The organism is Acidovorax radicis N35 (assembly GCF_000204195.1).
Classification (GTDB): Bacteria; Pseudomonadota; Gammaproteobacteria; order Burkholderiales; family Burkholderiaceae_C; genus Acidovorax; species Acidovorax radicis.
Genome location: NZ_AFBG01000018.1, coordinates 650,128 through 669,173, shown reverse-complemented (window position 1 = coordinate 669,173; position 19,046 = coordinate 650,128). Strand labels below are relative to the sequence as shown.

The 19,046-nt window shown below is 62.0% G+C and carries 19 protein-coding genes and 2 tRNA genes; 14 read left to right on the top strand and 7 right to left on the bottom strand.

Annotated elements, in window-relative coordinates; all coding sequences use genetic code 11:
* Nucleotides 1–87 precede the first annotated feature (87 nt).
* Both ARADN35_RS0108745 and ARADN35_RS0108740 read left to right on the top strand, forming a co-directional pair.
* Nucleotides 88–2,697: a [protein-PII] uridylyltransferase gene (locus tag ARADN35_RS0108745; protein WP_010461124.1), complete on the top strand. Its 2,610-nt coding sequence runs from the start codon at nt 88–90 to the stop codon at nt 2,695–2,697.
* A gap of 305 nt (nt 2,698–3,002) precedes the next feature.
* The gene (locus ARADN35_RS0108740) at nt 3,003–3,440 is read left to right on the top strand and encodes a universal stress protein (RefSeq protein WP_010461123.1); all 438 of its coding nucleotides are present in this window, start codon (nt 3,003–3,005) and stop codon (nt 3,438–3,440) included.
* A 10-nt stretch (nt 3,441–3,450) separates the two neighbouring features.
* Here the strand turns inward: ARADN35_RS0108740 and def are convergent, their stop codons facing one another.
* Nucleotides 3,451–3,990, bottom strand: a complete 540-nt coding sequence (gene def, locus ARADN35_RS0108735) for a peptide deformylase (RefSeq protein ID WP_010461122.1) — start codon at nt 3,988–3,990, stop codon at nt 3,451–3,453.
* 106 nt (nt 3,991–4,096) lie between these two features.
* Between def and ARADN35_RS0108730 the strand changes: the two genes are divergently transcribed.
* The 6 genes from ARADN35_RS0108730 (at nt 4,097) to ARADN35_RS0108705 (ending at nt 7,373) form a co-directional block, all read left to right on the top strand.
* On the top strand, nt 4,097–4,516 hold the full coding sequence (locus tag ARADN35_RS0108730) for a YbaN family protein (protein WP_010461121.1): 420 nt from the start codon (nt 4,097–4,099) through the stop codon (nt 4,514–4,516).
* A 147-nt stretch (nt 4,517–4,663) separates the two neighbouring features.
* Nucleotides 4,664–4,739 (top strand) — tRNA-Asn (locus tag ARADN35_RS0108725).
* 52 nt (nt 4,740–4,791) lie between these two features.
* Nucleotides 4,792–4,867, top strand: a tRNA-Asn gene (locus tag ARADN35_RS0108720).
* A gap of 111 nt (nt 4,868–4,978) precedes the next feature.
* On the top strand, nt 4,979–5,734 hold the full coding sequence (gene aat / locus ARADN35_RS0108715) for a leucyl/phenylalanyl-tRNA--protein transferase (RefSeq protein ID WP_010461120.1): 756 nt from the start codon (nt 4,979–4,981) through the stop codon (nt 5,732–5,734).
* Nucleotides 5,731–6,489 carry an arginyltransferase gene (locus ARADN35_RS0108710; RefSeq protein WP_010461119.1) on the top strand — a complete coding sequence of 253 codons (759 nt, stop codon included), beginning with the start codon at nt 5,731–5,733 and terminating at the stop codon, nt 6,487–6,489. The genes aat and ARADN35_RS0108710 overlap by 4 nt, the downstream gene beginning before the upstream one ends.
* Before the next feature lie 56 nt (nt 6,490–6,545).
* A complete protein-coding gene (locus tag ARADN35_RS0108705) occupies nt 6,546–7,373 on the top strand; it encodes an IclR family transcriptional regulator (RefSeq protein WP_010461118.1) in 828 nt (275 codons plus the stop codon).
* A 139-nt stretch (nt 7,374–7,512) separates the two neighbouring features.
* Here the strand turns inward: ARADN35_RS0108705 and pbpG are convergent, their stop codons facing one another.
* The 6 genes from pbpG to ARADN35_RS0108675 all read right to left on the bottom strand — a co-directional run bounded on the left by pbpG (nt 7,513) and on the right by ARADN35_RS0108675 (nt 15,115).
* Nucleotides 7,513–8,613 carry a D-alanyl-D-alanine endopeptidase gene (pbpG, locus tag ARADN35_RS26090; RefSeq protein ID WP_010461117.1) on the bottom strand — a complete coding sequence of 367 codons (1,101 nt, stop codon included), beginning with the start codon at nt 8,611–8,613 and terminating at the stop codon, nt 7,513–7,515.
* Nucleotides 8,614–8,729: 116 nt separating this feature from the next.
* Entirely contained in the window at nt 8,730–10,268 is a 1,539-nt protein-coding gene (locus tag ARADN35_RS0108695) for a 2-isopropylmalate synthase (RefSeq protein ID WP_010461116.1), read from the bottom strand.
* A 212-nt stretch (nt 10,269–10,480) separates the two neighbouring features.
* On the bottom strand, nt 10,481–11,314 hold the full coding sequence (gene pssA / locus ARADN35_RS0108690; RefSeq protein WP_010461115.1) for a CDP-diacylglycerol--serine O-phosphatidyltransferase: 834 nt from the start codon (nt 11,312–11,314) through the stop codon (nt 10,481–10,483).
* A gap of 192 nt (nt 11,315–11,506) precedes the next feature.
* On the bottom strand, nt 11,507–12,523 hold the full coding sequence (gene ilvC, locus ARADN35_RS0108685; protein WP_010461114.1) for a ketol-acid reductoisomerase: 1,017 nt from the start codon (nt 12,521–12,523) through the stop codon (nt 11,507–11,509).
* Between the two features lie 161 nt (nt 12,524–12,684).
* Complete coding sequence (gene ilvN / locus ARADN35_RS0108680; protein WP_007857867.1) at nt 12,685–13,176, bottom strand: acetolactate synthase small subunit; 492 nt, start codon at nt 13,174–13,176, stop codon at nt 12,685–12,687.
* A gap of 145 nt (nt 13,177–13,321) precedes the next feature.
* Nucleotides 13,322–15,115, bottom strand: coding sequence for an acetolactate synthase 3 catalytic subunit (locus ARADN35_RS0108675; RefSeq protein ID WP_010461113.1), 1,794 nt, complete (start codon nt 15,113–15,115; stop codon nt 13,322–13,324).
* A 295-nt stretch (nt 15,116–15,410) separates the two neighbouring features.
* Here ARADN35_RS0108675 and ARADN35_RS0108670 point away from each other — a divergent pair, with 295 nt between their 5' ends.
* Genes ARADN35_RS0108670 through ARADN35_RS0108645 form a run of 6 tightly spaced genes read left to right on the top strand, consistent with a single transcriptional unit; the run spans nt 15,411 to nt 18,982 of the window.
* Complete coding sequence (locus ARADN35_RS0108670) at nt 15,411–15,980, top strand: RNA polymerase sigma factor (RefSeq protein WP_010461112.1); 570 nt, start codon at nt 15,411–15,413, stop codon at nt 15,978–15,980.
* On the top strand, nt 15,977–16,429 hold the full coding sequence (locus ARADN35_RS0108665) for a DUF3619 family protein (RefSeq protein ID WP_010461111.1): 453 nt from the start codon (nt 15,977–15,979) through the stop codon (nt 16,427–16,429). Before ARADN35_RS0108670 ends, ARADN35_RS0108665 begins: the two co-directional genes overlap by 4 nt.
* 23 nt (nt 16,430–16,452) lie before the next feature.
* A complete protein-coding gene (locus ARADN35_RS0108660) occupies nt 16,453–17,337 on the top strand; it encodes a DUF3106 domain-containing protein (RefSeq protein WP_029413730.1) in 885 nt (294 codons plus the stop codon).
* A gap of 44 nt (nt 17,338–17,381) precedes the next feature.
* Nucleotides 17,382–17,930: an RDD family protein gene (locus ARADN35_RS0108655; protein ID WP_081474588.1), complete on the top strand. Its 549-nt coding sequence runs from the start codon at nt 17,382–17,384 to the stop codon at nt 17,928–17,930.
* Nucleotides 17,931–17,985: 55 nt separating this feature from the next.
* Nucleotides 17,986–18,396 carry a diacylglycerol kinase gene (locus ARADN35_RS0108650; protein WP_029413728.1) on the top strand — a complete coding sequence of 137 codons (411 nt, stop codon included), beginning with the start codon at nt 17,986–17,988 and terminating at the stop codon, nt 18,394–18,396.
* Nucleotides 18,389–18,982, top strand: a complete 594-nt coding sequence (locus ARADN35_RS0108645; protein WP_010461107.1) for an LOG family protein — start codon at nt 18,389–18,391, stop codon at nt 18,980–18,982. Before ARADN35_RS0108650 ends, ARADN35_RS0108645 begins: the two co-directional genes overlap by 8 nt.
* Nucleotides 18,983–19,046: the final 64 nt, after the last annotated feature.

Genomic DNA, 19,046 nt, shown 5'->3' with positions numbered 1-19,046 from the left:
CGCGCCGGATGGCCCATCGCCAGCCGGCGCGTACAACTCTTGCATGGTTTTTTGCATGGCCCTTTTTCAGCGCGACCCTCAACGACCATGACCAAAATCCATGCCCTGCCTGAAGTGCATGCCCTGCGGGACGCCTACCGCAACGACAAAGCCGCCCTGCTGGCTGCCATGAAGGCCACGGGAGCCTCCACGCGCGGCATCCGTGTATTGCTGCGCAAGCTCTCCACACTGGCCGGCCACCTGCTGCAAACCCTGTGGCAGCGCGCCGAGCTGCCAGCCGACATGGCGCTGGTGGCGGTGGGGGGGTTCGGGCGCGACCAGCTCTTTCCCTATTCGGATGTCGATGTGCTGCTGCTGATGCCCGACGGTGCAGCGCCCGACGCGGGCAGCGCCCTGCGCACCCAGCTCGAAGGCTTCATCGGCAGTTGCTGGGATGCGGGGCTGGAGATTGGCTCCAGCGTGCGCACGGTGGCCGAATGCCTGGCCGAAAGTGCAGGCGATGTCACCGTGCAGACCTCCTTGCTCGAATCGCGCCTGGTGTGCGGCAATGCAGCGTTGTTCGAGGAGTTCCAGCGGCAGTACCGCGCGCAGATGGACCCGCAGGCCTTCCTGGTGGCCAAGACGCTGGAGATGCGCCAGCGCCACAACAAGTACGAGAACACACCCTACTCGCTGGAGCCCAACTGCAAGGAGTCGCCCGGCGGGCTGCGCGACCTGCAGATGATCCTGTGGGTGTCCCAGGCTGCGGGCCTGGGCCGCAACTGGAAGGAACTGGCCGCCAGCGGCATGGCCACGGCCTTCGAAGTGCGCCAGATCGAACGCAACGAGGCGGTGCTGTGCCTCATCCGCGCGCGCCTGCATGCAGCCGCTGGGCGGCACGAGGATCGTCTGGTGTTCGACCTGCAGACCGCCGTGGCCGAGTCGTTCGGCTACCGCTCGCAGGCGCCCGACGGATCACGCCTGCCCATGCGGGCGAGCGAGAGCCTGATGCGGCGCTACTACTGGGCGGCCAAGGCCGTGTCGCAGCTCAGCCAGATCCTGTTGCTCAACATCGAGGAGCGGCTGAACCCCTCCACGCACGAGCCACGCCCCATCAACGAGCGGTTTTTCGAAAAGGCCGGGCTCATCGAGGTGGCCAGCGACGACCTCTACACGCGTGACCCACACGCCATCCTCGAAACCTTTTTGCTCTACCAGACCACGGTGGGCCTCAAGGACCTGTCGGCCCGCACCCTGCGCGCGCTGTACAACGCGCGTGGCGTGATGGACGGGGCCTTTCGCCGCGACCCGGCCAACCGTGCGGCCTTCATGCGCATCCTCCAGCAACCGTCGGGCATCACGCATGCCATGCGGTTGATGAACCAGACCTCGGTGCTGGGGCGCTACCTGTGGGCGTTTCGCGGCATCGTGGGGCAGATGCAGCACGACCTGTTCCACGTCTACACGGTGGACCAGCACATCCTGATGGTGCTGCGCAACGTGCGGCGGTTCTTCATGGCCGAGCATGCGCACGAATACCCCTTCTGCTCACAGCTGGCCGCCGGGTGGGACAAGCCGTGGATTCTGTACATCGCCGCACTCTTTCATGACATCGGCAAAGGCCGTGGAGGCGACCACTCGCAGATCGGCGCCGTGGAGGTGCGGCACTTCTGCCGCCAGCACGGCGTGGACCGCGAGGACGCCAAGCTCATTGAGTTCCTGGTCAGCGAACACCTCTCGATGAGCCGCATCGCCCAGAAGGAAGACCTGAGCGACCCCGATGTGATTGCCGCCTTTGCACAGCGCGTGGGCAACGAGCGTTACCTCACCGCGTTGTACCTGCTCACGGTGGCCGACATCCGCGGCACCAGCCCCAAGGTCTGGAACGCCTGGAAGGGCAAGCTGCTCGAAGACCTGTACCGTGCCACCTTACGCACCCTGGGCGGCCGCGCGCCCGACGCTGCCGCCGAGATCGAGGCGCGCAAGCGCGAGGCGCTGGTGCTGCTGGCCCTGAGCGCCCTGCCCTTCGAGGCGCACAAGGCGCTGTGGGCCACGCTGGATGTGAGCTACTTCATGCGCCATGAAGCGGCCGACATCGCCTGGCACACGCGCCACCTTTCGCGCCATGTCGGCACGACAAAACCTGTGGTGCGTGCGCGCCAGTCGCTCGCGGGCGACGGCTTGCAGGTCATGGTGTATGCGGCCGACCAGGCCGACCTGTTCGCACGCATCTGCGGCTATTTCGACCGTGCGGGCTTCTCCATCCTGGACGCGCGCGTGCACACCGCGAACAACGGCTACGCGCTCGACACTTTCCAGGTGGTGGCGTCCTCCCAGCCCGGGCACTACCGGGAGCTGACGCACATGGTCGAAAGCGATCTGGTCCGTGTGATCGAGGCCGGTGGTCCGTTGCCAGAACCCGCACGCAAGCGGGTCTCGCGGCGGGTCAAGAGTTTTCCGGTGGCACCCCGCGTCACGCTGCGCCCCGACGAGAAAGCGCAGCGCTGGCTGCTGGCCATCTCGGCCAGCGACCGGGCGGGCTTGCTCTACCTGGTGGCCCGCATCCTGGCGCAGCACCACCTGAGCGTGCAGCTGGCCAAGGTCAGTACCCTGGGGGAGCGGGTGGAAGACACGTTCCTGATCCAGGGCCCCGAGCTGCAGAACAACGCCCGCCAGATCCAGATCGAAACCGAGCTCCTGCGCGAGTTGTCCGACTGACCGGCGCGGACATCAGTCCGGCGGCTGGCCTGCACACCCGCGATGCACTTGTGCGCAATATTGCTATATTTTAAATAGCAAAAAATCGATGATGAATAAGCGGTAGAGGCACCTACAGCCATATTTCCGCGCCACCGCGAGCTCGGGTATGCGCTTGCTTTGCGCGTGTCATCGGCCTATAAGAGAACCGTGAATGTGGCGCATCCAAGGCGCCCACAGTGTCCGCCCTGCCGCGTTGCGCCACCGCAGCCCAGGTGGGCACCCAGCGCCCTTCGAGGCTGCCTGCGCAGCCCCAAGGAGCCAGCATGTACAAGCACATCCTGATGCCCTCCGACGGCACAGCCTTGTCGGAAGCAGCCATCCTGCGTGGCATGCGTTTTGCCCGCGAGGCCCATGCGAAAGTCACCGGTTTCTACGCGTTGCCCGAGTTCCATTCGCTGGCCTACCACGCAGAGATGCTGGAACACACGCGCAAAAGCCAGGAGGACCAGGCCCGCGCCCGCGCCGAAGTGGTGCTGGATTACATCCGGGAGACAGCGGCACAGTACGGCGTGCCCTGCGACACCGTGACCAGCATCAGCGACCACCCGTACGAAGCCATCATTGACGCCGCACACGCCCAGGGGTGTGACCTGATCCTGATGGCATCGCATGGCCGCCGGGGGCTTCAGGGCCTCCTGCTGGGCAGCGAGACGCTGAAAGTCCTGACCCACAGCAAGATCCCGGTGCTGGTGCACAGGTGATGGAGATTGATCAGTCGTCTTCGGTGGCGCTGATGTCCGGGAACAGCACTTCGGTAAAGCCGAACTGCGTGAAGTCGCGCACCCGCATGGGGTAGAGCTTGCCAATGAGGTGGTCGCACTCGTGCTGCACCACCCGGGCATGAAAGCCCTCCACCGTGCGGTCGATCGGGTCTCCATACGGATCAAACCCGGTATAGCGAATGCGCGACCACCGAGGCACCTTGCCACGCAAACCTGGGACGGACAGGCAACCTTCCCAATCCTCATCCTCCTCATCACCAAGCGGCATGATGACCGGGTTGAGCAAGACTGTACGAGGGACCACCGGCCGGTCCGGGTAGCGCGGATTGCGCTCGCCAGAGCCAAAAATCACGAGCTGCAGATTCACGCCGATCTGCGGTGCGGCAAGCCCCGCACCATTGACAGACTGCATGGTGTCGAACATGTCGCGCACCAGAAGGTGGAGCGCATCGGTATCGAACTCAGTGACGGGCTGGGCAATGCGCAGCAGGCGCGGATCGCCCATCTTCAGGATGGTATGGATGGTCATCGAAGGTGCATTCAGTTCAAGGGGAGGAAGCGGCACACGCGCAGCTGCGGCAGCATAGCGTGTGCGCGCCCGTCGTGGAGCGACCAGCGCATTCACAATACAGGGCATGTCCCAGCCCCCATCCGAGTCCCCCGAGGACACCACACCGCAACTGCGCACCCTGCCCTGGCCCGTGCGCTGGCTGCTGCTCGCGTTTGCCGTGCTGTGCCTGGTCATGGGCATCATTGGTGTGATCGTTCCCGGGCTGCCGACCACGGTGTTCATCTTGATGGCAGCATGGGCCGCTGCACGCAGCTCGCCACGGCTCTATCGCTGGCTGTGGAACCACCGCTTGTTCGGCCCCCTGCTGCGCAACTGGGCCCAGGGCGGCAAGGTCAGTCGGCGGGCCAAGTGGAGCGCCACGCTGCTCATGGCACTCAGCGGCATCGTGCTGTTCGCCACGGGCTCCCGCCCCTGGGTGGCAGGTATTGCGATCACCTGCATGGTCTGCGTGGCGGCCTGGCTGTGGCGCCGGCCGGAGCCCTGAAGAGCCCCACTCAGCGAGTGCTGGCGGCGCATGGGGTGATTCCTACATCGCTCCTTCATCACCCCTCCGTATCACCGCAATTGCATGCTCGAAGAAGCTGCAGAATCTTTAGAGGCCCCATTTTTATGTATATAATCTAAGTCTTGTTCCTCGATAGCTCAGTCGGTAGAGCGCCGGACTGTTAATCCGTAGGTCCCTGGTTCGAGCCCAGGTCGAGGAGCCAAGAATTTTGCAGGCCCTGCATGTGTACGCGGGGCCTTTTACATACCGATCATTCCTCGATAGCTCAGTCGGTAGAGCGCCGGACTGTTAATCCGTAGGTCCCTGGTTCGAGCCCAGGTCGAGGAGCCAGCCAAAAAAAACCCACCATGTTCACGCATGGTGGGTTTTTTATTTCCACCATTGAACACGCCAACCCACCCTCAGCCTGCCTGACAATAAGTCTCTTTGTATTGCCACCCCATGCCCCCGCAACTGCCTTGGCTGGAGCCCGAAGACCCGCTACCCCCTCCTGCGGATGCGTGGGGGCCCACCGACCCCGCCCCCGGACTCTTGGCCGCGGGTGGCGCACTGGATGCTGCACACCTCAAAGCGGCCTACGCTCAAGGCACCTTCCCCTGGTATGGCCCAGGGCAGCCCATCCTCTGGTGGGCACCCGATCCGCGCATGGTCTTGCACGTCGCGAACTTCAGGTTGCATCGGTCTCTGCGCAAAACCCTGCAGGCATTCAGAACCAATACATCCTGCGAAATCCGCGTGGACCACAACTTCCGGGATGTCATCAAGGCCTGCGCCGCCAAAGAGCGGGATGGCCAGGCAGGCACCTGGATCGTGCCCGAGATGGTTGAGGCTTACAACCGCCTCCATGCAGCAGGCCATGCCCATAGCGTCGAAACCTGGGTTGATGGACAACTGGTCGGTGGCCTGTATTGTGTTGCCCTCGGGCAGGCGGTGTTCGGTGAATCGATGTTTGCCCACGCTACCGACGCATCGAAGATCGCGCTTGCTGCCCTGGTGAGCCTGTGTAGCCATCAGGGCGTGGCAATGATTGATTGCCAGCAGAACACCCGGCATCTGGCCTCACTAGGAGCCCACGAGATCTCCCGAGCCCAGTTCCTTGCCCATATCCAGAACGCCCAAAATCGCCCGGCGCTCTCATGGTTGTTTGACCCCGTATACTGGAACGAGCTGCTGCCCTCCACAGTGCCCATGGCATGACGCAACTCAACGACCTCCCACTGCAGACCCTGCAGTTCTACGCGACAGCCCCCTACCCCTGCAGTTATCTGCCGGACAAGCAGGCACGGTCGCAGGTAGCCACGCCCAGCCACCTCATTCAGAGCGATGTGTATTCCGACCTCGTGGCCAAGGGATTCCGCCGCAGTGGCATGTTCACTTACCGCCCTTATTGCGATGGTTGCCAGGCTTGCACCCCCTTGCGTGTGCTGGTGAACGAATTTCAGCCAGATCGCAGCCAGCGGCGCGCCACAGTGCGTCACAGCAACCTGCAAGCGAGGGTATTGCGCCTGTGTTTCGTCCCCGAGCACTATCAGCTGTACTTGCGCTACCAGAACGGTCGCCATTCGGGCGGCGGCATGGACCATGACAGCATCGACCAGTACACGCAGTTTTTGCTGCAAAGCAGGGTGAATTCGCGCCTTGTTGAATTCCGCGAAACCGATGCAGCAGGCGAACCCGGTGCACTCAAGATGGTCTCCATCCTGGATGTGCTCGACGACGGGCTTTCAGCGGTCTACACCTTCTACGAACCCGAGCCGCACTGCAGCTATGGCACCTACAACGTGATGTGGCAGCTTGCGCAGGCACGCTCCCTGGGCCTTCCCCACGTTTACCTGGGCTACTGGATCGAGGCCAGTCCCAAGATGAACTACAAGGCACGCTTTCACCCCCACGAGATCCGGACCGATGGCCAATGGCATCGCGCCAGCTTGGGCGTGAATCAGAGCGCATGAATGCAGGGTTGCATTTCACAAGATAAAATGCTGCGGCCGTCACTGCATCGCCGCCCATGAAAAAAAACGATCCCAGCATCCCCGTCAAACCCAGCGTTCAGGTGCTTGAACGCATGTTTACGCTGATCGATGTTCTGGCATCACGCGAAGAAGCAATCTCTCTCAAGGAAATCAGCGAAAAAACGGGGCTGCACCCTTCCACAACGCACCGTATCCTGAACGACCTCACGATCGGCCGCTTCGTGGATCGACCGGAGTCCGGCAGCTACCGACTGGGCATGCGCCTGCTGGAGCTCGGCAACCTCGTCAAAGCGCGCCTGAGCGTTCGTGATGCGGCGCTGACCCCGATGCGCAATCTGCACAAGCTCATCCAGCAACCCGTCAATCTGAGCATGCGCCAGGGCGATGAAATTGTGTATGTGGAGCGGGCCTACAGTGAGCGCTCCGGCATGCAGGTGGTCCGCGCCATTGGTGGTCGCGCCCCTTTGCACCTTACCTCCACCGGCAAACTCTTCCTGGCCCTGGACGACCCCCAGCGCGTGCGGGCCTACGCTACCCGCACGGGGCTTGCAGGACACACCCGCAACAGCATTACCCAGTTGCCCGTTCTGGAGCGGGAACTCGCCAAAGCGCGCCAGTACGGCATCGCCCGCGACAACGAGGAACTGGAATTGGGCGTGCGCTGCATGGCAGCGGGCGTCTACGACGACCAAGGCAAGCTGGTGGCGGGCCTGTCCATATCGGCGCCGGCGGACCGCCTGGATGAAGGATGGCTTCCGAAACTCCAAGCCACCGCCAACGAGATTTCCTTCGCTCTGGGCCACACACCGAACGTGGAAGCATCAGCAGCTGGTGATGCCAGCTTGCGCACCAATCTCCGCTGAGAACCCCGTGCGCACTGCAGTGGCAGCGGGCGCTACTTCGCACGAAAAGGCCGACACAGGCAGCAACGCCTGGTCGGCCTAGCGATCAACCCTCAGAGACCCCTGACTCTTGGCGGCCCTGCGGCCACCAGTGCCAGCGCTAGCGTGCGAAAGTGGACGGCTGCGCACCATTGGCAACGGCCCGAGCTTGCAGCGGTACTGCCAGCGCTGGCATCGACTCCACCCAATGGCGCACACGCTCGGCATCCCCCAGACGACTGAATTTGCCAGCGGAATCCAGAAACACCATGATGAGCTTGCGCCCGGCAATCTGGGTCTGCATCACCAGGCAACGCCCTGCCTCGGAAATGTAGCCAGTCTTCTGCAGGCCAATGTCCCAGGTGGGATTTTTTACCAGCCCATTGGTATTGTTGTACTGGAGCGTCCTTGGACCCACCGCCACCTCGTACCCAGGAGAGGTCGACAGTTCACGCAGCAAGGGATCGCCATGCGCCACATTCACCAGGGTGGCCAGGTCGCGGGCGCTGGACTGATTGCGGCTGGAAAGGCCCGTGGGCTCCACATAGCGGGTATCAGTCATGCCCAGCAGGCGGGCCTTTGCATTCATCTGCACCACAAAAGCTTCGAGCCCGCCAGGGTATGTGCGACCCAGCGCATGGGCTGCACGGTTTTCACTGGACATGAGCGCAAGGTGGAGCATCTCGCCCCGGGTCAGCGTGGAACCCACCATCAGTCGCGAGCGGCTGCCTTTTTCGGTATCCACATCGTCCTGGGTGATCGTGATCGGTTCATCCATCGGCAACTTGGCTTGCGAGATGATCACGCCCGTCATGAGCTTGGTCAGGGATGCAATGGGAAGCACCGCCTGATCGTTCTTGCTGAGCAGGACCTCGTGCGTGTCCTGGTCGATGACAAGTGCAACACTGGACTTGAGATCCAGTGGATCGCTCACTTCGTGCAATCCCGCTATTTGCCCGAAAGACTGCTTGGCGGGCACAAAAGCCACCCGGGTCGGGACCTTGGCAGTCTTGGCCGTGATGCGAACCGTCCGGGTGTTGGCAGCGACCTTGCGGGCTGGCGCGACACGCTTGGCGTTGGCCGTGCTGGCTTGCTGCTTTTTGATCGGCGCTTTGGACCGATCCACTGCGTGGGCAACCGGCGCTACCAGCGCCGTGCTGACGACGACAAAGCCCAAAAGTTGAAGAAAACGATTCACTGCGGCGCGGTGGCGATGGTGCATCAAAGTGCTCCAAACGGTAATAAGTGTTGAGCAGTGTACAGAATCAAAAAAAGTCGCGCAAGATCAATACCTTGCACGACTTTCCAAGAAAGTGAATGAAATTATAAATTGATCATTCAACCCTGTGCAGCCACCCGGTCAGCTTTACTTTGTAACTTGTTCAGCGCGCTCAGGTAAGCCTTGGCCGAGGCAACAACGATATCGGGATCTGCACCCACACCATTGACCACGCGACCGCTGTTCTGCAGGCGCACGGTCACTTCGCCCTGGCTTTCGGTCGAGCCACTGATGGCATTCACCGAGTACAGCACCATTTCCGCACCGCTCTTGACGTGCGATTCGATCGCCTTGAGCGAAGCGTCCACAGGGCCATTGCCCTCGGATTCGCCGCGCACTTCCTGGCCGTCCACGGTGAAGACAATGCGGGCGCGGGGGTGTTCACCCGTTTCGCTCTGCTGGAACAGGGAAACAAAGCCGTATTGCTCCTTCTCGGCAGTCACGCTCTCGTCGCTGACCAAGGCCAAGATATCCTCATCGAAGATCTCACTCTTGCGGTCAGCCAATTCCTTGAAGCGGGTGAAAGCGGTGTTGACTTCGGTTTCACTGTCCAGGCTCACCCCCAGTTCTTGCAAACGCTGCTTGAAGGCGTTGCGGCCACTGAGCTTGCCCAGCACGATCTTGTTGGCCGACCAACCCACGTCTTCGGCGCGCATGATCTCGTAGGTGTCACGCGCCTTGAGCACGCCATCCTGGTGAATGCCGCTGGCGTGCGCGAAGGCGTTGGCGCCCACCACGGCCTTGTTGGGCTGCACCACGAAGCCAGTGGTCTGGCTGACCATGCGGCTGGCGGCGACGATGTGCTTGGCGTCGATGTTGAGGTCAAGATTGAAGTAGTCGCGGCGCGTCTTGATGGCCATGACAACTTCTTCGAGCGAACAATTTCCGGCACGCTCGCCCAGGCCGTTGATGGTGCATTCCACTTGGCGGGCGCCGCCAATCTTCACGCCGGCCAGCGAGTTGGCCACTGCCATCCCAAGGTCGTTGTGGCAGTGCACCGACCAGATCGCCTTGTCGCTGTTGGGGATCCGCTCGCGCAGTGTCTTGATAAAGTTGCCGTACAGCTCGGGAATCGCATAGCCCACGGTGTCGGGCACGTTGATGGTGGTGGCGCCTTCGGCAATCACCGCTTCGAGCACGCGGCACAGGAAGTCCGGGTCGCTGCGGTAGCCATCCTCGGGGCTGAATTCGATGTCACCCACCAGATTGCGCGCAAAACGGACCGATTGTTTGGCCTGTTCAAGCACCTGGTCGGGTGTCATGCGCAGCTTCTTCTCCATGTGCAGCGCAGACGTGGCAATGAAAGTATGGATACGGGCACTGGCCGCCCCTTTGAGGGCCTCGGCTGCACGCGAAATATCACGGTCATTCGCACGGGACAGCGAGCAGATCGTCGACTCCCGGATCGCGTTTGCAATCGCCTGCACCGCCTCGAAATCTCCGTTGGAGCTGGCCGCAAACCCGGCTTCGATCACGTCCACCTTCAGGCGCTCCAGTTGGCGGGCAATACGGAGCTTTTCGTCCTTGGTCATTGAGGCGCCTGGGGACTGCTCTCCGTCGCGCAAGGTGGTGTCGAAAATAATCAGTTTGTCAGCCATGTGGTTTCTCCTGGTACTGGTGGGTGGCGGGGTCGGTCCGCAACGCTAAAAATCGGCGCCCAAAACAAAAGGCCCGTTGCGGGTGCATACGGGCCTTTGTGGAAAAGTGTGCGCGTGCGCCTACTGTCTCCGCCCGTGGGGAGGTAGCAGTAGGGCCAGCGCAAACGTGTTCATGGAATGCAATGTAGCACATGTCGCCAATGCTGCCGCAGTCACTTGTGGAGCCCGCGCTCGTCGGGCTCATCAGTCGATGTGCTGATCACACTGCTGTGCTGTCCTTTGGCTTTGCGCCAGGCGTACACGCCATAGCCACTGATGCCATAGAACACAAACACGCCAAACAACACAATGGGGGGGTGGATGTTGATGATGGCGATACCCAGCGCGATCAGCACGATCGCCGCAAAGGGCACGCTTTTTTTCATCTGGATGTCCTTGAAGCTGTAGAACGGCACATTAGTGACCATGGTCAGGCCTGCATACAGCGTGAAGGCAAACATGGTCCAGGTGATCTGGTTCCAGGACAGCCAGAGGTCTTCGCCCGGATGCACACCCAGTTCGGTCATCAACCAGATGAAACCGGCCACCAGGGCAGCGGCGGCGGGGGACGGCAAGCCCTGGAAGTAGCGCTTGTCCACGACGCCGGTATTCACATTGAAGCGCGCCAAACGCAGGGCCGCACAGGCACAGTACACAAAAGCGGCAATCCAGCCCCAGCGACCCAGTCCCTGAAGCGCCCATTCGTAAGCAATGAGCGCGGGAGCTGCCCCAAAAGACACCATGTCGGAGAGCGAATCCATCTGCTCACCAAACGCACTCTGTGTGTTGGTCATGCGCGCCACACGGCCATCGAGGCTGTCGAGCACCATGGCACAGAAGACGCCCACGGCCGCCATGTCAAAACGACCATTCATGGCCATCACGATGGAGTAGAACCCCCCAAACAAGGCCGCCAGCGTGAACAGGTTGGGCAGGATGTAGATGCCCTTGCGCCTTTTGCGCACCATCACACCAGGGTTGTCGGTGGACTCATTGCCGTCATGCATCAAAAGACCTCCAGCGCTTGCCGATATTGCGCAAGCAGCTATTAAATTTATAGTATTCAGCAATTTCCCGCAGGACAGGCAGGTCGCCGTGCGTGCAAAAGGCGAAGGCCGCAGTGTAGCGCCTGCCCACAGGGCCCACCGCCAATGAAAAAGGCCACCGAAGTGGCCTTTTGACGCTTCAGGAATGAAACATCAGTTGCGGGTCTGATCGACCAGCTTGTTCTTGGCGATCCAAGGCATCATGGCGCGCAGTTGGCCGCCCACCTTTTCGATGGAGTGGTCAGCCGTGTTGCGACGGCGGGCCGTCATGCTTGGGTAGTTCAGGCGGCCTTCCTGGATGAACATCTTGGCGTAGTCGCCGTTCTGGATGCGCTTCAGAGCATTGCGCATGGCAGCGCGCGACTGCTCATTGATCACTTCAGGGCCGGTCACGTACTCGCCGTACTCGGCGTTGTTCGAGATCGAGTAGTTCATGTTGGCAATGCCGCCTTCGTAGATCAGGTCCACGATGAGCTTGAGCTCGTGCAGGCACTCGAAGTAGGCCATTTCAGGGGCGTAGCCGGCTTCGACCAGGGTTTCGTAACCCATCTTGATCAGCTCGACGGCGCCACCGCACAGCACGGCCTGTTCGCCGAACAGGTCGGTCTCGGTTTCTTCCTTGAAGTTGGTCTCGATGATGCCGGCCTTGCCGCCGCCGTTGGCTGCAGCGTAGCTCAGGGCCAGGTCACGGGCCTTGCCGGACTTGTCCTGGTGCACGGCGACCAGGTGGGGCACGCCGCCACCTTGGGTGTAGGTGTTGCGCACGGTGTGGCCAGGGGCCTTGGGGGCCACCATCCACACGTCCAGGTCAGCGCGGGGCACGACCTGGTTGTAGTGCACGTTGAAGCCGTGGGCGAATGCCAGCGAGGCGCCGGGCTTGATGTTGGGTTCAACGTTGTTCTTGTACACGGCTGCGATGTCTTCATCGGGCAGCAGGATCATGACCACGTCAGCGGACTTGACGGCGTCGTTGACTTCCAGAACCGTCAGGCCAGCCTTGCCGACCTTGTCCCACGATGCACCACCCTTGCGCAGGCCGACCACGACCTTCACGCCACTGTCGTTCAGGTTTTGTGCGTGGGCATGGCCCTGCGAGCCGTAGCCGATGATGGCCACGGTCTTGCCTTTGATCAGGCTCAGGTCGGTGTCTTTGTCGTAGAAAACTTTCATGGGTCGCTCCGGTTGAAATGCGTTGTTGGGGGTTGAAAAATAAACAGTCAATTGTCTTACATCGGATTGAGATTCGGCCGGATGGCTAGGCGGGGGGCCGCAGACAGTGCTGTAGCACGGCAAGGCTCCCCAACGACGCTAGCCGGTCGAAGGCCAATCCGTCACACGCGCAGAATGCGCTCGCCGCGGCCGATGCCACTGGCACCAGTGCGGACGGTCTCGAGAATGGCCGTGCGGTCAATGGCCTGCAGGAAAGCGTCGTTCTTCGACTGGTCGCCGGTGAGCTCGATGGTGTAGCTCTTCTCGGTCACGTCGATGATGCGGCCACGGAAGATGTCGGCCATGCGCTTCATCTCCTCGCGCTCCTTGCCCACCGCACGCACCTTCACCATCATGAGCTCGCGCTCGGTGTAGGCACCTTCGGTGAGGTCCACCACCTTCACGACCTCGATGAGGCGGTTCAGGTGCTTGGTGATCTGCTCGATCACGTCGTCGGAGCCCGTGGTCTGGATCGTCATGCGCGAGAGCGATGGATCCTCGGTGGGCGCCACGGTGAGCGATTCGATGTTGTAGCCACGGGCAGAAAACAGGCCAACAACGCGTGACAGCGCACCGGGTTCGTTTTCCAGCAGAACGGCAATGATGTGTTTCATGATGAAGAGATTCCTCTTTTCGCTGCCCTCCCCCGTGCACGGTAATACACGGGCTTGGCAGGCAATAGATTCGTCAAAAAAAGTAGTTGCTATCTATTTGATAGCTATTGGCGCTTGATGAACAAGCGCTGGAGGCCTATCTTGCTCAAAGGTCTTCCGACCCCAGCAACATTTCGGTGATGCCTTTGCCCGCCTGGACCATCGGGAACACGTTCTCGGTGGGGTCGGTGCGGAAGTCCATGAACACCGTGCGGTCCTTGAGTTTGCGCGCTTCGCGCAGCGCGGGCTCCACATCCTTGGGGTGCTCGATCAGCATGCCCACATGGCCGTAGGCCTCGGCCAGCTTCACGAAGTTGGGCAGCGCGTCCATGTAGCTGTGGCTGTAGCGGCCGGAGTACTCGATCTCCTGCCACTGGCGCACCATGCCCAGGTAGCGGTTGTTCAACGAGCAGATCTTGATCGGCGTGTTGTACTGCAGGCAGGTGGACAGCTCCTGGATGTTCATCTGCACCGAGCCTTCGCCCGTGATGCAGAACACCTCAGAATCCGGCTTGGCCAGCTTGATGCCCATGGCGTAGGGAATGCCCACGCCCATGGTGCCCAGGCCACCGGAATTGATCCAGCGGCGGGGTTCATCAAAGCGGTAGTACTGCGCGGCCCACATCTGGTGCTGGCCCACGTCGGACGTGATGTAGGTGTCGACGTCCTTGGTCATGTTCCACAGCGTCTCGACCACATACTGTGGCTTGATGACGTCGGGACTGCCCATGCTGTACTTCAGGCAGTCGCGCTTGCGCCAGCCTTCGATGGTGTCCCACCAGGCAGCCAGCGCGCCGGCGTCGGGGCGGGTGCTGCTCTCGCGGATCATGGAGATCAGCTCGGTGAGCACATCCTTCACGTCGCCGACGATCGGGATGTCGACCTTCACGCGCTTGGAAATGCTCGACGGGTCGATGTCCACATGGATGATCTTGCGGTCGTTCTGGGCGAAGTGCTTGGGGTTGCCGATCACGCGGTCGTCAAAGCGTGCACCCACGGCCAGCAGCACGTCGCAGTTCTGCATGGCGTTGTTGGCCTCGATGGTGCCATGCATGCCCAGCATGCCCAGGAACTTGCGGTCCGAGGCTGGGTAAGCCCCCAGGCCCATCAGCGTGTTGGTGACGGGGTAGCCGAGCATGTCGACCAACGTGCGCAGCTCGTTGGTGGCATTGCCCAGCAGCACGCCGCCGCCGGTATAGATATAGGGACGCTTGGCGGCCAGCAGCAGTTGCAGCGCCTTGCGGATCTGGCCACCATGGCCCTTGCGCACCGGGTTGTACGAGCGCATTTCCACACTTTGTGGATAGCCGCTGTACGGCACCTTCTTGAAGGAAACGTCCTTGGGCACATCCACCACCACAGGGCCAGGGCGGCCGGTGCGTGCAATGTGGAAGGCCTTCTTCATCGTCATGGCCAGATCCTTGGGATCCTTGACGAGGAAATTGTGCTTGACGATGGGGCGAGTGATACCAACCGTGTCGCATTCCTGGAAGGCATCCAGCCCGATGGCGGGCGTGGGCACCTGGCCGGAAATGATCACCATCGGAATGCTGTCCATGTATGCCGTGGCAATACCCGTGACCGCATTGGTCAGGCCAGGGCCCGAGGTGACGAGCGCCACACCGACTTCGCCCGTGGCTCGGGCATAGCCGTCGGCAGCGTGCACCGCAGCCTGCTCGTGGCGCACCAGCACGTGCTGGATGGTGTCTTGCTTGTAGAGCGCGTCGTAAATGTAGAGAACCGCACCACCGGGGTAGCCCCAGATGTACTGGACGTTCTCAGCCTGAAGCGACTTGATGAGGATCTCAGAACCCATGAGGTCCTGCGAGCCGGAAGCGGAGGGAGTGTTGCCCTGCGAAGCAGCGGCCGCCGAACTGAGTTCAGCCTTGGAGATTTCCATGATCGATCAACCTTTGTGAATTTCTCTGACGAAAAACCTTGGGTGCTCCTTGCACGCGCTCTTGTGAAGCCAGCTTGGAACTTGAGGCCAAGGACATGGGCGGGATGATTGCCGCGCCGGACCGTGACCCGTTTGCCTTTTGAATTGCAGGGGCGATTATCGCACTGCAACACATGTAAAACCGCCGACCGTCTAAAAAAACCCCCGCGGATGCGATAATCAAAGGCTTCACGTACCGGATAGCCACATTTTTTGCGGCTACACCCGCAACGATCCCCTCCCGGGCTGACCCCTCTTGGCAACCGAACGAGAACTCTCCGATTTCCTCAAAAGTGTAGAAAAGCGCGCATTCAAGCGCTCGGTCTACCACGTTCGCAATGAGGAAGCGGCGCTCGACATCGTGCAGGACAGCATGCTCAAGCTGGCGGAGCACTACGGAGACAAGCCGGCAGCAGAGTTGCCGATGCTTTACCAGCGGATTCTTTCCAACTGCACGCTCGACTGGTTTCGCCGCCAGAAAACCCGCAATGCACTGTTTTCGAGCATGAGCGACTTCGAGGGCCCTGGCGAAGATGGCATGGATTTTGATCTGCTGGAAGCGTATTCAGGACCGGACGATGGGGAACGGGCGGAAAGCGCCGAGGATCTGACCCGCCGGGCGCAGATCTTTCACGGCATCGAAGCCGAAATCGCCGAACTGCCTCCACGTCAACGGGAAGCGTTCCTCATGCGTTACTGGGAAGAAATGGATGTTGCAGAAACGGCGGCCGCCATGGGCTGCTCCGAGGGCAGCGTCAAAACGCACTGTTTTCGTGCCATACAAACCCTCAGCAAGGCACTGAAGGCCAAAGGAATCGAGCCATGAACACTGTACAAACCCCATCGACACAGGCAGAAGCTGCGGCAGAGCGCTTTGCGCTGCGCGTCGCGGCGCGGTTGTCGGGCGGTGCCGACGAATTGCCTTACGACATTTCCGAACGGCTGCGCGCCTCGCGCATGCAGGCACTGGCCAAGCGCAAAAAAGACATCGTTCCGGTGCGCCTGGCTGCACCCGTGGTGGTGCATGCGGGTGGCAGTGCGACGCTGGGCCGTGGTGGCAACGAAGGTGGCAGCTGGTGGAATGCGCTGGTCTCAGCCGTTCCGCTGATGGCGCTGGTGGTGGGGCTGGTGGTGATCAACATTGCCCAGGATGAAAACAGCGTCAACGATGTGGCCGAAGTGGATGCCGCCCTGTTGACCGATGATCTGCCGCCCGCAGCCTACGCAGACCCCGGCTTCGTACAATTCCTCAAAACCTCTGCACCGTCGAACTGAGCCCGCCCCCGACAACGTACTGCATGCACCCAAGTTCTCCAGACGCTTCCCCCGCCCTGCCAGCCTTCGTGCTGGCTTTGGCGCTCTTGGGCGTGCTCGCCGCAGTGGGTGGCCAGGTGCTGGTGCAGATGCGCATGGCACCGGGTACTTTGCTGTCGGCGGGTGCAGAAGCGGCGGTGGCAAGCCCCAACAATGCCCGCACACCCTCCCGGCAGGGCACCACGGCGGTGCCCCAGGTTGAGACCGGCCCGGGCTGGGAAACCCTGAGCACGCCCCAAAAAATGGCGTTATACCCACTGGCGGAGCGCTGGGCCCTCATCAGCGAGGCGCAAAAGCGCCGCTGGCTGGCGCTGGCAGCCAATTTTTCGCTGCTTCCCGAGGAGGAGCAGGCCAAGTTCCATGACCGCATGACGGACTGGGCCAGTTTGAGCGCGCAGCAGCGCAACCAGGCCCGGCTGAACTACGCCGTGACCAACCGGCTCGCACGTGACGACAAACGCGCCCAGTGGGAGGCCTACCAGGCACTGTCCGACGAAGAAAAACGTGCATTGGCAGCACGTGCGGCCCCCAAGCCCAAGGGTGCCGCCACGGCACTGCAGCCCGTGTCGCCCAAGAAGCTGGCCCAGGTTCCAGCGGCCACACAGGCCAACCCCAGCCGCCCGAACGCACCGAAGATCCCGCCGCTCGACCACAGTGCACCCCGGGTGGCGGCGCCAGTCACCCCCGCAGCGCCCCCGGCGACGGGCGCATCCGCGCAAAACCCTGCGCCTACGGTGGTCGAGACGGCACCCGTTTCGGTGCCAGTGGCGGTGCCAGCGGCATTGCCGCCTCTGGGCGCTGGCTCCGCAGAAACAACCCCCGCTGCCCCCACGGTCACCCCCGACAATTCCGGCCTGTACCCCCAATAACCCGCCGCTGACCGGCACCCTCCGCCTCGTTTTCGCTCCCTGGAATGACCGCCACCCCTCCCGCACCTGCACCACAGGCAACCCCCTCGGCAACCCTTTCTGCAGTTGCCGTCGGCCACACGCCCAATTTGTGGCGCCGCATGGCCTGCTGGCTGTATGAAGGCATGCTGATGTTCGGGGTGGTATTCATTGCCGGTTATCTGTTCGGCACCCTCAGCCAGACCCGCCATGCCCTGGACAACCGGCATGCCCTGCAGGCGTTTCTGTTCGTGGTGTTTGGCATCTACTTCACCTGGTTCTGGGCCAAAGGCCAGACCCTGGCCCAGAAGACCTGGCTCATCCGTGTCGTGGATGCCGCCGGGCAACCCATTACCCAGGCGCGTGCACTGTTGCGCTATCTGCTGAGCTGGGTGTGGTTCCTGCCGCCCCTGGCAGCCTATCTGTCGGGTGTCTCGGCCATTGAAGTGCTGGTGCTGCTGTTCGGCTGGGTGGCCATCTGGGCCATCCTGAGCCGCTTTCATCCACAGCGGCAGTTCTGGCACGACGCGATGGCAGGCACCCGCCTCGTGCATTTCGAGCTTCCGAAAAAGTAGCGCTCCAGGGCGGGCGGCTGCGCCCGCTGTCATGCGGCTGCGAGACAATACCTTCATGCCCCTGCCCCCACCTGAGTCCATCGCACCTGCCAACCCTCAAAAGACCCGCACGGGCTTGAACCGCATCTGGCACGCGGCGGGCTACTCCCTTGAAGGACTGCGCGCGGGGTGGAACGAAAAGGCATTCCGCCAGGAAGCTGTTGCCGCCATGGTGCTGCTGCCCGTGTCGCTGTGGCTGGGGAAAAACTGGGTAGAAACGGCCCTACTGGCAGGCTCTGTGGTGATCGTGATGATCGTGGAGCTGCTCAACACCGGCATCGAAACCGCCATCGACCGCATTGGCCCCGAATGGCACGACCTTTCAAAACGCGCCAAGGACATGGGCAGCGCCGCTGTGCTGCTGGCCCTGCTACTGTGCATGGGCATCTGGGGCGCAGCTGTTTTTCAGAGGATTTTTCATGGCTGAACCTGCTTTTTCCGTTTGTGTGTACTGCGGTTCGCGCCCCGGGGAGAACCCAGCCTTTGCCGACGCGGCCAAGGCCGTGGGCCGGTGGATTGGCCAGCACGGCGGGCAGCTGGTGTACGGCGGTGGCCGCAGCGGCTTGATGGGTACGGTGGCCGAGGCCACGCGCTTGGGCGGAGGGCGTGTGGTGGGCGTGATTCCCCAGGCCCTGGTTGACAAGGAACTGGCCAACCGCCAATGCGACGAGCTGCACATCGTGCAGACCATGCACGAACGCAAGGCCATGATGGCCGAACGCAGCGACGCCTTTTTAGCCCTGCCCGGCGGCATCGGCACCTTTGAGGAACTGTTTGAAGTGTGGACCTGGCGCCAGCTGGGCTACCACGACAAGCCCCTGGGCCTGCTCAATGTGGCGGGCTACTACGACGGCCTGCTGGGCTTTTTGCAGACCAGCGTGGCCAGCGGCTTCATGGGCGAATGGCAAATGGGCCTGCTGCACGCCTCCAACGATGCCGAGGCCCTGCTGCGCACGCTGGTGCAAGACGCCGGCCCCAACCAAGCCCCTGTCCCGCTGCGCTCGGTGATCTGACTGCGGTTAAAACTGGCGCGACCCAAGCCAGCGACCGCCGCGCAAGGGCCGCCCCGCCGCGCTG